Source organism: Ensifer sp. 4252 (genome assembly GCF_050434565.1).
Taxonomy (GTDB): domain Bacteria; phylum Pseudomonadota; class Alphaproteobacteria; order Rhizobiales; family Rhizobiaceae; genus Ensifer.
On the sequence record NZ_JBNDIU010000012.1, the window covers coordinates 1 to 12,462 of the forward strand.

Consider the following 12,462-nt stretch of genomic DNA (forward strand, 5'->3'; position numbering starts at 1 on the left):
GACCGCAGCCTCTGCTGCGCTCTTCGCCAGCCGCCTTGGTCCTGGCCGAAATTCCTTCCGGCAGAATGCTTCTGTTTAAAGATGAAGCGCTCTAGCTGCATGAAAAAGGCCGCTGCAAGCAGCGGCCTTTGCGATGGTTACGGGTTGAACGGCTTTCAGGCGCGCAACACGCCGCCTGTCGTCTTGGTGACGTTGGCGACGATCTTGGCCGTCAAAGCCTCGAAGTCCTCGTCAGTCAGCGTGCGCTCGACCGGCTGGATCGTCACTTCGATGGCGATCGACTTCTTGCCTTCACCGAGCGAAGCCCCCTCGAACACGTCGAAGACACTGACGCCGGTTACCAGCTTGCGGTCGGCGCCAGACGCCGCACGCAGGATGGCGCCTGCCTCGACGCCCCTGTCGACGACGAAGGCGAAGTCGCGCTTGACGGCCTGGAAGGGCGAAAGATCGAGCGCGGGCTTGGTGCGGGTCGCCTTTTTCTTCGGTTCCGGCATGGCGTCGACATAGATCTCGAAGCCGCAAAGCGCGCCGGAGACGTCGAGCGCCTCAAGCGTCTTCGGATGGAATTCGCCGAACGAGCCAAGCACGATCTTCGGACCGAGCTTGATCGTGCCGGAGCGGCCAGGATGGTACCAGGCCGGGCCACCGGCCTCGAACTGGACATTGCCCATCGGCAAGCCGCAGGCTTCGAGCACCGCGATCGCATCGGCCTTGGCGTCAAAGACGTCGACCGGCTTGCCGCCGCCCTTGGCTGCATTCGACCAGAGCCGTCCGGCGCCATTCAGCGATGCGGTGCCACGCCGTACGCCACCGGCAACGCGGCGCTGCTGCTCCGGGCCGTCGCCCTCGTAGGTGCCGGAGACTTCGAAGAGCGCAACGTCGCCAAAGCCCTTGTCGGCATTGCGCTGCGCCGCCGACAGAAGACCCGGCAACAGAGACGGGCGCATGTCCGACATGTCGGCCGCGATCGGGTTGGCAAGCTTCAGGGCCGGCGCACCACCGCCGAAGAGCTTCGCCTGGTCTTCGGAAATGAACGACCAGGTGACGGCTTCCAGCATGCCGCGGCTCGCCAGCGCGCGCTTGGCAAGGCGGGTGCGGATCTGCAGCGTCGTCAGGATCTTGCCATTGACGGTGCCGTGGCTTGGCAAGGGTGCTGCAACGATATTGTCGACGCCGTGAATGCGCATGACCTCTTCGACGAGATCGGCCTTGCCGTCGACATCCGGGCGCCAGGACGGCACCGACACATTGACGCGCTCACCCGAACCCTCGACGCCGAAGCCGAGCTTCTTCAGGATCGTCACGCTCTCGTCTGACGAAACTTCAAGCCCCGTCAGCCGCTTGACCTCGGACATCGGGAAATCGACGATCTTCGGGCTATAGCCCGCATAGCCGACGACCTCGGCCTTGGCCGGCTTGCCGCCGCAGAGCTCGACAACCAGTTCCGTCGTGCGCTCGAGACCGGGCACCATGTATTCTGGATCGACGCCACGCTCGAAGCGATAGCGCGCGTCGGTGATGATACCGAGCGTGCGGCCGGATTTGGCAATGTTCATCGGATCCCAGAGCGCCGATTCGATCAGCACGTCGGTAGTGCTCTCATCGCAGCCGGAGTGTTCGCCGCCCATGATGCCGCCGATCGACTCGATGCCCTCTTCGTCGGCGATGACGACGTTGTTCGGGCCGAGCTTGTATTCGCGCTGGTCGAGCGCAAGCACGGTTTCACCTTCCTTTGCGCGACGCACAGTCAGGTTGCCCGTAACCTTAGCAGCGTCGAAGACGTGCATCGGCCGGCCCTGGTCGAAGGTCATGTAGTTGGTGATGTCGACCAGCGCATTGATCGGACGAAGACCGATGGACAAAAGCCGCTGCTGCATCCACTTCGGCGACGGTCCGTTCTTGACGCCGCGCACCAGCCGCAAGCCGAAGCCGGGGCAAAGGTGACGGTCTTCGCCAAGGTCGATCGTCAGCTTGACCGGGGTCTCGCCTTCGACTGCAAGGGACGGCACTGCGCGGGCCTTCAGCGTACCGAGGCCGGAGGCTGCGAGATCGCGGGCGATGCCGTAGACGCTGGTGCAATCCGGGCGGTTCGGCGTCAGGTTGATCTCGATCATCGGATCGTCGAGGCCGGCATAGGCCGCATAGCTCGTGCCAACAGGCGCATCATCAGGCAGGTCGATGATGCCGTTGTGGTCGTCGGAGATCTCGAGCTCCTTTTCCGAACACATCATGCCGTGGCTTTCGACGCCGCGAATGTTGCCGACGGAGAGCGTGACATCGATCCCCGGCACATAAGTGCCCGGTGCGGCGAAGGCGCCGACGAGGCCGGCGCGGGCGTTCGGCGCACCGCAGACGACCTGAACTGGCGCGCCGGACCCGGTATCGACCATCAGCACCCTGAGCTTGTCGGCATTTGGATGCTGCTCGGCGGAAACAACCTTGGCGATGACGAACGGCTTGAAGGCCGCCTTGTCGTCGACATCTTCGACTTCAAGCCCGATCATCGTCAGGCGCGCGCAGATTTCGTCCAGCGAGGCGTCGGTTTCAAGGTGGTCCTTGAGCCAGGAAAGCGTGAATTTCATGATTTCACCTGTGTCCTAATTTTTGCGCGATCAGACCGAAAGGCCGCCGAACAACGTCGGCATGTCGAGCGGGCGGAAGCCGTAATGGTTCATCCAGCGGACATCGGCGTTGAAGAAATCGCGCAGGTCCGGCATGCCGTATTTCAGCATGGCGATGCGGTCGAGGCCCATGCCCCAGGCAAAGCCCTGGTATTCGTCCGGATCGAGCCCGCCGGAACGCAGCACGTTCGGGTGAACCATGCCGCAGCCGAGGATTTCCATCCAGTCGCTACCCTCACCGAACTTGACGATCGGGCCGGAGCGGTCGCACTGGATGTCGACCTCGAAGGACGGCTCGGTGAACGGGAAGAACGACGGGCGGAAGCGCATCGTCACCTGATCGACCTCGAAGAACGCCTTGCAGAACTCTTCCAGCACCCAGCGCATGTTGGCGACGTTCGCGGACTTGTCGACGACCAGGCCTTCGACCTGATGGAACATCGGCGAGTGAGTGGCGTCGGAATCCTGGCGATAGGTCTTGCCGGGGATGATGATGCGGATCGGCGGGTCCTGCGCTTCCATCGTGCGTATCTGCACCGGCGAGGTATGCGTGCGCAGCACCTTGCGCTCGCCCTTCTCGTCCTCGTTGAAGAAGAAAGTGTCGTGCATTTCGCGGGCCGGGTGACCTTCCGGGAAGTTCAGCGCCGTGAAGTTGTAGTAGTCGGTCTCGATATCCGGACCTTCGGCGATCGAGAAGCCCATGTCGCCGAAGATCGCAGTGATCTCATCGACGATCTGGCTGATCGGGTGGATCCGGCCGCGCTCGGCCGGGGACGAGCGCACCGGCAGGCTGATATCGACCGTTTCGCGGGCCAGACGCTCGGCGATCGCCTGGTCCTTCAGCGCCGACTTGCGGGCGGTGATCGCATCTGCAACCGTGGTCTTCAGCGCGTTGATCTGGGCGCCACGGGTCTGGCGCTCTTCCGGCGTCATCGTGCCGAGCGTCTTCAGGAGCTCGGAGACCGAGCCCTTCTTGCCGAGCGCGCCGACGCGCACCGCCTCGATCGATCCTTCGTCGCCGGCGGCATCGATGTCCGCCAGCAGTGTCCGTTCCAGTGTTTCCAGTTCGCTCATTCTGTCCTGCCTCGATGCGGGAATGGGTTCGGTTCTATATCGGTTGTTGTCTTCAGGAATGTGATTGGGTCGTGCCAGCCAGGTCGTCCGTCCCCGCCACGAAGTGCACGAAGCCACCGCCGTTCTGAATGCGCAGGAAGAAGTGCGCCAGCGGCAACAATCGCGAGAAGAACGGCAGGCCCAGATGAGAAAGCACCAGCGCCGTCGTGTCGCGATAGAGAACCTGCGGGGTCTCGAAGCCGGCGGCGGAGAAGGCAGTGACCTCGCGGTCGAGCATGCCTTGCGGATTGAGAACGGGGGCCGGCCGGAGGATGGCAACGCCGCTCAGGCGCCAGACGAGCCACTGCAGGCGTTGGCCGAGGTGCTGGTAACCCTTGATCCAGACCATACGATCCTTGAGCTGGCACCGTTCGACACGGGACGATCCGCCGGCAAGTGCTGCCAGCAGAGCCGCCATGTCCTCGTCGTCAAGCTCCGGGACCGCAAGCAGTCCCCTTCGATCGTCGTACACTTTCGTCTCGCCAAATAAGAAAAACCCGCGCTAGCCCTGCCAGCGCGGGTTTCCCAACAAAATTCAAGAACGGTTTGGGAAAGCGCTGGCTTAACGAACAGCGCTTTCAAACTCGTTGGTCGTACCGGCTTCCTTGAGGTAGGCAAGTGCCTTCTTGGAAGCTTCGACGAGGGCGCCGAATGCTGCCGGCTCATGGATAGCCATGTCGGACAGAACCTTGCGGTCGACTTCGATGCCAGCCTTGTTCAGGCCATCGATGAAGCGGCCGTAGGTCAGGCCGAATTCGCGGACGGCAGCGTTGATGCGCTGGATCCAGAGGGCGCGGAAGTTGCGCTTGTTGACCTTGCGGTCGCGGTAAGCGAACTGCTTGGAACGATCAACCGCAGCCTTTGCAGCGCGGATGGTGTTCTTGCGGCGGCCGTAGAAGCCCTTGGCTGCCTTGAGTGTCTTCTTGTGCTTGGCGTGAGCGGTTACGCCGCGTTTTACACGTGCCATGTCATGATCTCCTTAACGTGTCCAAAATGCCTGAAAGTCTTAGAGACCGTTGGGCAGGTAGTTCTTGATGACCTTCTTGCCATCGGGCTCCGCGAGAACCATGGTTCCACGTGCGTCGCGGATGAACTTGTTGGAACGCTTGATCATGCCGTGGCGCTTGCCAGCAGCTGCTGCACGAACCTTGCCGGTAGCGGTGATCTTGAACCGCTTCTTGGCAGACGATTTCGTCTTCATCTTGGGCATTTTGCTACTCCATTTTTCTTAAGAAATCGAAACAGACAGACGAGGTCCATTTCCAGCGTTAAGAACGGCCACGGCATGCCCTGCCGGACCGTTCGGACGGGGGCTTATACCCGGACAGCCCCAAAAGCGCAACTACCGAATCGAAGAAGCGTCATAGAGGCGACATGGAACGTCAAACCGGATCGCGCGGACGCTTGCGCCCGCCGGTCGCTTCGAAGGCGAGCACTGACGGGCCGGGATTGCGTCGGGCATCGCCGCCGTGCGGCTCGACCGTCACCACACGCGGGCCGTGTTCGAATTCGACTTCGACCTCAAGCACACCCCCGAGATTGTCGACCGCGATCAACGAGCCGTCACACAGTCCGCGCAGGCTGGCTTCGGACACGTTGTGCGTGACTTCGTCCCGGTCGCCGCGGTCGCCGTCATCATCATCGCTGTGTCGGCCGCGGTGATCGTCTTCATCATCATTGTCGTCGTCGTGATCGCTGCCGGGGGCCGCGGTTACCGCCGCGATCGTCATCGTCATCCCGATCGTCGCGATCGTCGTTGCCGCTCCGGCCGCTGCTGTCGTCATCGTCGGCAAGCGCGGGCATGGCGAACGGATGCGCCGGATCGGTTGCTATCAACGCAAAAAGCCGCCCCATGGGCGGCTTCCTACCTGATCGAGTTTCCGAGCGTTGCACCCGGACACTTCGGGTCAACGCGGAGCGAGGACCATCATCATCTGGCGGCCCTCGAGCTTCGGCTCGGCTTCCACCTTGGCAATCGTCTGCGTGTCATCCTTGACCTGAAGCAGGAGCTTCATGCCGAGTTCCTGGTGCGCCATTTCGCGACCGCGGAACTTCAGGGTCACCTTGACCTTGTCGCCTTCTTCGAAAAAGCGATTCATCGCCCGCATCTTCACTTCATAATCGTGCGTGTCGATGTTGGGACGCATCTTGATCTCTTTGATCTCGACGATCTTCTGCTTCTTGCGCGCTTCGGCCGCCTTCTTCTGGTTGGCGTATTTCAGCTTGCCGAGATCGAGGATCTTGCACACCGGCGGTTCGGAGTTCGGTGCGATCTCCACCAGATCAAGACCGGCCTCTTCCGCCATGCGGAGCGCCTGGTCGATCGGGACGGCGCCGATATTCTGGCCTTCGGCATCGATAAGCTGAACCCGGGGTACCCGGATTTCCTTGTTTGAGCGCGGTCCCTCCTTGACGGGGGCGTCCGTTTTGAACGGTCTGCGAATGGTCGTACTCTCCTCGAGCTGTTTCCGAAAATGCGGTTCAATTAATAGTCGGCGCGGCCTTGGCCGAAATGCTTCAATCTGCCACCGACGGCAATGTGTGAATTGCGACGCGAGAGTCAATAGCATGGCTCGCAGGGAAAATCACCACCTGTCGAAGCCAAGACGAATCTGTTTTAGAAAGAAATTCGCCGCCAATCCGGGCATTTGGAGAGAAATGAGATGCAAACGACGCCAGCCGAAACCGAAACAACCTTCATCGAGGTTGGCAAGGATGCCGCCCGTCGCCGCATCGCCATGAAGATCCTGCGCGCACAAAAGCCCTCCGATCGGCCGGTGCTTGTGTGGCTCGGCGGTTACCGCTCCGACATGACCGGCACGAAGGCCATAGAGGTCGAGCGCCTTGCCCGCGACCGGGCAACCGACTGCATCCGGCTCGACTATTCCGGCCATGGCGCCTCCGGCGGCGCCTTCAACGACGGCACGATCTCGCGCTGGCTGGAAGAAAGCCTTGCCGTCGTCGAGCATGCGGCGCCTAAGCAACGCCTGATCCTGATCGGCTCATCGATGGGCGGCTGGATCGCGCTGAGACTGATCCAGGAACTGCGCCTGCGCGGCCTCGGCGAACGCATCGCCGGACTGGTGCTGATCGCGCCTGCCCCCGACTTTACCGCCGAGCTGATCGAGCCCAATCTGACCGAAATCGAACAGCGCTCACTTGCGGAGCAAGGCTATTTCGAGGAGCCGTCCGAGTATAGCCCCGAGCCCAACATCTATACGCGCGCCCTGATCGAGGATGGCCGCGACAATCGCGTGCTCGTCGGCACGATCACCACCGGCTGCCCGGTCCACATCCTCCAGGGCATGCGCGACCCGGATGTGCCCTACACGCACGCGCTGAAACTGATGGAGCACCTTCCCGCCGACGACGTCGTCATGACGCTCATCCGTGACGGCGACCATCGTCTTTCGCGTGAGGAAGACATTGCTAAAATGAAACAGGCGATCGGAAACATGCTGCCTTCGGCTTAAGCCGTTAAGCCGGCGCTCGACGCCCATTCTACCCCCAATTTTCGAGCCCATGCGCCGCAGACTGCCTGCTGCGCAGGGCTTTGCGCTGCATTTCGGCAACGGCTTTAACCATAAAGTCCAATGCCCGAATCAGTAGATTGACTCTCCGACCCCAACGCTATTAACTCTTTATTAACGATTAGAGCAGCGTGAGGCGGAAGACCTGAACAAGCTGCCTTCAACTCAGGATTGCGCGAATACGTCCGGACAGGAAGAGCCCGGCATACCGCGTCACGCAGGGGATTTGTATGGCGTCTTGGACTGGGGTTAAGGGAAGTATCGCGGCGTTTTGCGCACTTTTCATTTCAGCGAACACGGCAATTCCCGCACAGGCGGGATCCTCTCCTTGGATGCAGACCGGCTCGGTTACCTCGCAGCCGATCGGACATTACGAGTTCTGTCAGAAGCACAAGGGCGAATGCAGCGTCAAGTCGAAGACAAGCGTGGCGCCGCGTGTCACCGAACGCGGCTGGGCGACGATCCGTCAGGTCAACGCTGCCGTGAACCGCGAAATCACGCCGGTGACCGATCAGGAACTCTTCGGCAGGGATGAAATCTGGTCCTACCCGCAGGACGCCGGCGATTGCGAGGACTTCGTCCTCGAAAAGCGCAAGCGCCTGATGCGCAAGGGCTTTTCCGCAAGCGAACTGCTGATCACCGTCGTTCGCAAGCCCGATGGCGAAGGCCATGCGGTGCTGACGGTGCGCACCGCCCAGGGCGACTTCGTCCTCGACAATCTCGAAAACGGCGTGAAGCTCTGGACGCAGACGCCCTACCGCTATCTCAAGCGCCAGGCTTCGTTCAACAGCGGTCGCTGGGTCACCATCGAAAATGGCGCGGAAGTGGTCGTCGGCTCGGTCGGCAACTGATACCGCAGCATCACCTCTTTGCGAAAAAGGGCCGGTCAAACCGGCCCTTTTTTTCGTTTCTAAGCATTTTCAGGAAAAGTGAGAAGCGGTTTTCCGCCAGGACACGCGTAAAAACAAAGAGATAGAGCGTTTCTGCCACTCCGTCTAAGCCAGAAACGCTCTCACGGTGCACGCCTGGTCAAGCGTTGCCGATCAGGATGCCCGCTGCCAGCACCAGGCCGCCGCCCAGCACAACCTGGAATGCGGCACGCAGGAACGGCGTTTCCATGTAGCGGTTCTGAATGAACGCGATTGCCCAAAGCTCGAAGAAGACGACGACTGCGGCCGTGATAGTCGCTGTCCAGAAATGTGGAATGAGATAGGGCAGCGCGTGCCCGAGGCCGCCGAGCGCGGTCATGATGCCCGACGCAAGGCCGCGCTTGATCGGCGACCCGCGGCCGGAGAGCTTGCCGTCATCGTGGGCCGCCTCGGTGAAGCCCATGGAAATACCGGCACCGACCGAGGCGGACAAGCCGACGAGGAAGGTCTGCCAGGTATCCTGCGTCGCAAAGGCGGCAGCAAAGATCGGTGCGAGCGTCGAAACCGAGCCATCCATCAGCCCGGCCAGCCCCGGCTGAACGTAAGTCAGGATGAACTGTCGGCGCGCGGTCTGATCTTCTTCGTCGCGGACATCCTCCGGCGTGTGCTTTTCACCGAGCCTGCGGGCGAGCGATTCATGCGACTTCTCCGCGATCGCCAGATCGCCCAGCAGCTTGCGCGTCGCCGCATCCTGGGTGCGCGCCGCCGCCTCGACATAGAAGCTGTGCGCCGTCTCCTCCATCGCCTCGGCTTCCGCGCGCGCCTTCTCGATCGGCATTTCGGCGATCAGCCACTCAGGCTTGCGATCGGGGAAATCGCGGACATGCTCGCGGCGGACCAGCGGGATGCGGTCGCCGAAGCGCTGCACATACATGTCGATCAGCCATTGCCGATGATGGCTCTCCTCCTCCGCCATTTCCTCGAACACTTTTGCCGAGTGCGGATATTTCTCTCTCAGCGCATCCGCATAGGCGAGATAGATGCGGCCATCGTCCTCCTCGGAGGAGATCGCCAGCGCCAGGATTTCCTGTTCGTTGAGGGAGAGAAACGGCCGCTTGGAGCGGGAGAAGAGGCGGGAGAACATCGACGAAAAACCTTCTTTAGAATAATTCTAAAATAGAAACCGCGGGGATGTGCGTCAAGGCCAAAGCCATGCAATCACGCGACAATCACTCGACAGAATGTCGCGGCTCGGCCACCATGCAGGCGCATGCGAATCCCCTTCCCGCCGCTGGAGCGATCGCCTCCATGAGGACCATCTACCCGCTTTCCGAAAGCAAGGATACGTTTCTGGACCGGCTCGGCGCCCGTATGGCCGCAAGGCTGCAGACACAGACCCTTGGCTATGAACCCTACACGCCATCCGATCAGGAGACCTTGGCGCGCACGCTGCGCCCGGGTGACGTCCTGTTGATCGAAGGCAACCAGAAGGTTTCCGCCGCGATCAAATACCTGACGCAATCCACCTGGTCGCACGCCGCGTTTTTCGTCGGCGACCAGATGCCGCTGACGCTCGACCAGGCGACCCTGCCGGTGATCGAGAGGCCACAACTGATCGAGGTGAATATCGGCGAAGGTTGCGTCGCCGTGCCGTTGAAGAAATATGCGTCGTTCAACACGCGCATCTGCCGACCGGTGGCGCTGACGCCCGACGATCGTACCGCGCTGGTCGGCTTCATGATCTCCCGGCTCGGCATGAAATACGACCTAAAGAACATTCTGGACATGCTGCGTTATTTCATGCCGGCACCGCCGGTGCCGGTGCGCTGGCGGCGACGCCTGCTGGCACTTGGTTCCGGTGATCCGACGCGGGCGATCTGCTCGACACTGATTGCTGAAGCCTTCGAGCAGATCCATTATCCGATCCTGCCGGAGGTCACGCGCGCGCCCGGGCGCGCATCGGCCACCTCCACCTATTCACGCGAAGAGATCCTGCATATTCGCCATTATTCGCTCTACACGCCGCGCGACTTCGATCTCTCGCCGTTCTTCTCGATCGTCAAGCCGACACTCGAATTCGGCTTCGACTACAAGCGGCTGCGCTGGAACCGAGACTGACCGGCAGAAAACCGGTCAGATGTTAAGGTCGAGCCCGTGCTCGCGGGCCATGAAGTCGCGCTGCCGGTCGGTGATGTAATCGCGCACGATCGGCGCCGCGTCGCGCGAGCGCGACAGCTGCATGTGGAAGACCAGTTGGCTGCCGGTGCGGAACATCATTTCGGCGCTGATCAGGTAGAACTCCCACATGCGGGCAAAGCGCTCGTCATACATCGCGATCACCTTGTCGCGGTTGGCCTCGAACCGCGCGCCCCAATGCGCCAGCGTCGTGGCATAGTGCACGCGCAGGAATTCGAGATCGGTGACCCACAGGCTGTTGCGCTCGACGACGTCGAAGACCTCCGAAAGCGCAGGCGAATAGGCGCCGGGAAAGATGTATTTTCGCAGCCAGGCGCTCGCCATGCCGGGCGGGCTCATGTGACCGATCGAATGCAGCACCGCAACGCCGTCACCCGGCATCAGGGCATTGAGCTTCTTGAAAAACTCGTCGTAGTGATGCACGCCGACATGCTCGAACATCCCGACTGAAACGATGCGGTCGAACGGTCCCTGCACGTCGCGATAGTCTTTCAGTTCGAAGCGAACGCGATCGGCGAGCCCGGCGGCCTCGGCCCTTTGCGTCGACAGCGCCTGCTGCTCCTTCGAAAGCGTCACGCCCAGAACCTCGACGTTTTCCAGCTTCGCCAGGTACATCGCCAGATCGCCCCAGCCGGAACCGATGTCGAGCACCTTCATGCCCGGTTCCAGGCAGAGCTTGGAGGCGAGCAGCCGCAGCTTGTTGCGCTGGGCCTTCTCCAGGCTCTCGTCCGGCTCGCGGAAATAGGCGCAGGAATAGAGCATGTTCTCGTCGAGGAACAATTTGTAGAAGTCGTTGCCGAGATCATAGTGATGGGCGACGTTCTCCTGCGCCTTGCCCTTGGGATTTGCCTGCTGGCGCTTGCGGAAGCGCATCTTTATCGCGCGCAGAACCTTCTGGATCGGGTAGGAGCCGAGCGAGAGCCGATTGATCGAAAACAGCGTCAGGAAATCCTTGAGCGTCGAACCTTCCTCGAAGCGCATGGTGCCGTCCATATAGGCCTCGCCGGCCGCAAGCTCCGCATTGAAGACAAGGCTGCGATAGAGCTTCTTATCGGTAAGCCGCATCGTCACCTGCGGGCCGGGTTCACCGGAAAAGACATGCCTCTTGCCATCGGCGTCGATCACCGTCAGGCGACCCTTGCGAATGAACGACTTCATCATATGCGACAATGGAAACATGCAGACCCTCTCGTGACAGAAACGTCGTGGCGCCGGCATCCTAGCACCCGTTTTTTGAAATGCTCCCCCTAAATTTGCGGTTGCTGATCCGGTCGCAGTCGCAGCTTCTGGGCTCTGCGGCGTCGCACCTCTGCTGACGCGTCAAGGACGCGGTAGCACCTTGAACTTGCGGCCTGGTCTTGCCCCTGAAACATCAACGATCGAAGGAGCCCTGCAGTAGAAACGACAACGGGGACGGCAGGTTGAACCTGCCGTCCCCGTTCGATCCGATCACTCGATCGTCAGTGCTTGAGCGTGTCAGTCCTTGGCGCGCTCGACATAGGAGCCGTCTTCGGTGGCGATGACGACGCGGGTGCCGGCCTGGATGTGCGGCGGAACGAGCGTGCGAACGCCGTTCGAAAGCACAGCCGGCTTGTAGGACGACGATGCCGTCTGGCCCTTGACGACCGGCTCGGTCTCGGTGATTTCGAGCGTCACGTGCCGCGGCAGGTCGATAGCGATCGCCAGGCCTTCGTGGATCGAAAGAATGCAGGCCATGCCTTCCTGCAGGTAGGCCTTGAGGTCGCCGATGTCGTCGGTGGTCATGACCAGCTGGTCGTAGCTTTCCGGGTTCATGAAGTGGAAGCCTTCGCCATCTTCATAAAGGAAGGTGTGCTCGCGGTCCTCGACGAAAGCGCGCTCGACCTGTTCGGTCGTGCGGTAGCGCTCGGAGACCTTCACACCGTCCGAAATGCGGCGCATGTCGACCTGGGTGACCGGCGTGCCCTTGCCCGGGTGGAAGTTCTGCGCGGTAAGAACGACATAGAGCTTGCCGTCAACATCGAGAACGTTGCCCTTGCGGACAGATGAAGCGATGACCTTGACCATTAGTCTTCCTTGTAACAGAGGTATGCGCGACACGGCGCGCCGGGAAAGCCGGCCCCGAAAGACGCGAAAATTATGATATCGCGCCGC

Annotated in this window: 13 protein-coding genes; 3 read left to right on the forward strand and 10 right to left on the reverse strand. The window is 61.3% G+C overall.

Annotation, left to right across the window (positions count from 1 at the left end):
* Nucleotides 1–155: 155 nt before the first annotated feature.
* From pheT to infC, 7 genes are all read right to left on the reverse strand, one after another.
* Nucleotides 156–2,582, reverse strand: a complete 2,427-nt coding sequence (gene pheT / locus ABIE33_RS20950; RefSeq protein WP_429128953.1) for a phenylalanine--tRNA ligase subunit beta — start codon at nt 2,580–2,582, stop codon at nt 156–158.
* A gap of 30 nt (nt 2,583–2,612) precedes the next feature.
* Entirely contained in the window at nt 2,613–3,695 is a 1,083-nt protein-coding gene (gene pheS, locus ABIE33_RS20955) for a phenylalanine--tRNA ligase subunit alpha (RefSeq protein WP_429128956.1), read from the reverse strand.
* Between the two features lie 52 nt (nt 3,696–3,747).
* Complete coding sequence (locus tag ABIE33_RS20960) at nt 3,748–4,206, reverse strand: hypothetical protein (protein WP_429128958.1); 459 nt, start codon at nt 4,204–4,206, stop codon at nt 3,748–3,750.
* Nucleotides 4,207–4,296: 90 nt separating this feature from the next.
* Nucleotides 4,297–4,701 carry a 50S ribosomal protein L20 gene (rplT, locus tag ABIE33_RS20965; protein WP_025425551.1) on the reverse strand — a complete coding sequence of 135 codons (405 nt, stop codon included), beginning with the start codon at nt 4,699–4,701 and terminating at the stop codon, nt 4,297–4,299.
* Nucleotides 4,702–4,740: 39 nt separating this feature from the next.
* Nucleotides 4,741–4,944 carry a 50S ribosomal protein L35 gene (gene rpmI, locus ABIE33_RS20970; protein ID WP_025425550.1) on the reverse strand — a complete coding sequence of 68 codons (204 nt, stop codon included), beginning with the start codon at nt 4,942–4,944 and terminating at the stop codon, nt 4,741–4,743.
* Nucleotides 4,945–5,116: 172 nt separating this feature from the next.
* Nucleotides 5,117–5,518, reverse strand: a complete 402-nt coding sequence (locus ABIE33_RS20975) for a hypothetical protein (protein ID WP_429128961.1) — start codon at nt 5,516–5,518, stop codon at nt 5,117–5,119.
* A 123-nt stretch (nt 5,519–5,641) separates the two neighbouring features.
* Entirely contained in the window at nt 5,642–6,178 is a 537-nt protein-coding gene (gene infC, locus ABIE33_RS20980) for a translation initiation factor IF-3 (RefSeq protein ID WP_077503129.1), read from the reverse strand.
* Between the two features lie 219 nt (nt 6,179–6,397).
* On the opposite strand from infC, the gene ABIE33_RS20985 reads away from it, so the two are divergent.
* Nucleotides 6,398–7,207 carry an alpha/beta hydrolase gene (locus ABIE33_RS20985; protein ID WP_429128964.1) on the forward strand — a complete coding sequence of 270 codons (810 nt, stop codon included), beginning with the start codon at nt 6,398–6,400 and terminating at the stop codon, nt 7,205–7,207.
* Nucleotides 7,208–7,494: 287 nt separating this feature from the next.
* Nucleotides 7,495–8,115: a transglutaminase-like cysteine peptidase gene (locus ABIE33_RS20990; RefSeq protein WP_429128967.1), complete on the forward strand. Its 621-nt coding sequence runs from the start codon at nt 7,495–7,497 to the stop codon at nt 8,113–8,115.
* A gap of 178 nt (nt 8,116–8,293) precedes the next feature.
* Here ABIE33_RS20990 and mbfA read toward each other — a convergent pair whose 3' ends face one another.
* The gene (gene mbfA / locus ABIE33_RS20995; RefSeq protein WP_429128970.1) at nt 8,294–9,277 is read right to left on the reverse strand and encodes an iron exporter MbfA; all 984 of its coding nucleotides are present in this window, start codon (nt 9,275–9,277) and stop codon (nt 8,294–8,296) included.
* Between the two features lie 164 nt (nt 9,278–9,441).
* Between mbfA and ABIE33_RS21000 the strand changes: the two genes are divergently transcribed.
* On the forward strand, nt 9,442–10,251 hold the full coding sequence (locus tag ABIE33_RS21000; RefSeq protein WP_429128972.1) for a lipo-like protein: 810 nt from the start codon (nt 9,442–9,444) through the stop codon (nt 10,249–10,251).
* 15 nt (nt 10,252–10,266) lie between these two features.
* Here ABIE33_RS21000 and ABIE33_RS21005 read toward each other — a convergent pair whose 3' ends face one another.
* The gene (locus ABIE33_RS21005) at nt 10,267–11,508 is read right to left on the reverse strand and encodes a class I SAM-dependent methyltransferase (RefSeq protein WP_429128973.1); all 1,242 of its coding nucleotides are present in this window, start codon (nt 11,506–11,508) and stop codon (nt 10,267–10,269) included.
* 297 nt (nt 11,509–11,805) lie between these two features.
* Nucleotides 11,806–12,375 carry an elongation factor P gene (efp, locus tag ABIE33_RS21010; protein ID WP_065773805.1) on the reverse strand — a complete coding sequence of 190 codons (570 nt, stop codon included), beginning with the start codon at nt 12,373–12,375 and terminating at the stop codon, nt 11,806–11,808.
* Nucleotides 12,376–12,462: the final 87 nt, after the last annotated feature.